Here is a 1,543-nt window from a genome sequence, read left to right as displayed (position 1 = left end):
TATTGGCGGAACCCAGAGTTGCTGGGTGGTCGTCACCATGCACACGGCGTCGCCGAGCTAGAGTATCCTCGTCCAGCATCCGCGCATCTCCCGGCGCCCCCAATTCCCTCAGATCAGCGGCGAGGTTAGTAGCCGAGGCAGATGTTGCTGGGTGGTCGTCACCATGCACACGGCGTCGCCGCGCCAGAGTATCCTCGTCCAGCATCCGCGCGTCCGCCAATTTTCCGAGGCGCCGAAGGTCGATTGCTAAGCTACTTGCAGAACTCAATGTGGCCGGATCATCCTCTCCTCGAATTTGCTTATCTTTGGCAAACAAAATCGCGTGCAGGCGGCGCGCTTCCTCATATTCACCAAGATCGCGCCATGCACGTGCAAGGTTATGCGTGGCCCAAGTTGTGTGCTCGTCGTCCGGGCCGAGCCAGCTGCGCCATTGCCGTACTAGGCTTATAGAAAACTCCCTAGCCGCTTTCGCGTCACCTCGACTCAGCAAATACCAAACCGCTTCGCAGGCGGCATCCCGCACCCCAGGGTTGCTTGATGCTCCCGGACCAGTAGAAATTAGATGAGGGAGCAGTTGTGCCCACGCAGGCCAAGTGACGGAATTCTCAGGTTCCCTTGGATTTGCAGTAGCCAAAACCCTGTCCACCTGACCGCGGAATAACTCCTGCTCTTCAGCCACCATTTGATCGCGTAGTACTGATTGCACCAGGGGATGAACGAGCAGCCCATCAGGAAGCATCTTTGCCAGTCCGAAGCCGAGCAGCAGACCCGCAGCTTGGTGCAGGCGCACCACGTCACGAACTGTCGTCGCGAGAGGGTTAAGCAATACAGCTTCTGACGCCGAGAACCAGGTTAGTGGAATTGGCTCCGACCCCATGAAGGCGCACAACTGCAATAGTTGCAGAGCAGATTCATTTCGCTGCCGCAAGCGATCGCTCGATAGACGTACAGCAGCACCCAACGGTACCGGATAAGAAGGAGGTAGTCCTTCATTCATTATTTGCGCCGCACTGGTAGAGAGTAGTCGCAGATAGTCCTCAACTGGCAATCTGGTCTCTGTCAGAAGTCCCACGGCTTGGGCGAGCGCTAGAGGTAAGTCTCCTAGAGCGTCCGCTAGCTCGCTCGCTTGATTCTCGTTTAGATTGCTAATTCCACCCCGCAGGAGGGAAATAGATTCCGCACGCGTGAATACTTCTACCTCAATTGGCATTGCCATCTCCTGCCATTTAAAATTCTTAGTGGTGATGATTATATGGCCCGGGCCCTGCGGAATCCAGGGAGCCAAATCCGCGACGATCTCAACATTATCGAATATCACCAACCATCTGTTGCGTTGGCGTAGCCAGGTCTTGAGCTCGATAACTGAGCGTCTTACGTCGGTCCCAGCGTCGACCAATCTGCAGTTCACTGCGAGTGTAGTAGGGTCGGGGACTGGCGCGGTGGCTGACGCTCCGTTTCCAGTCCCCGCCGCTTCAAACCGTGCATGCAGTTCTCCCGCACACGGCTTTCCGACATCGTTCACCGGCTGGCATGCGCCGTCGCC

Annotated in this window: 1 protein-coding gene; it reads right to left on the bottom strand. The window is 56.7% G+C overall.

Annotated features, from left to right (window positions below):
* On the bottom strand, positions 1 to 1,408 hold a 1,408-nt coding region (fxsT, locus tag O3W51_RS31265), incomplete at its 3' end, for an FxSxx-COOH system tetratricopeptide repeat protein (protein ID WP_269287828.1).
* Positions 1,409 to 1,543: the final 135 nt, after the last annotated feature.

Source organism: Streptomyces sp. H39-C1 (assembly GCF_027158125.1).
GTDB lineage: Bacteria > Actinomycetota > Actinomycetes > Streptomycetales > Streptomycetaceae > Actinacidiphila > Actinacidiphila fildesensis.
Note: the sequence above shows the minus strand (reverse complement) of the source record. Positions and strands in the feature narration are given on the sequence as shown.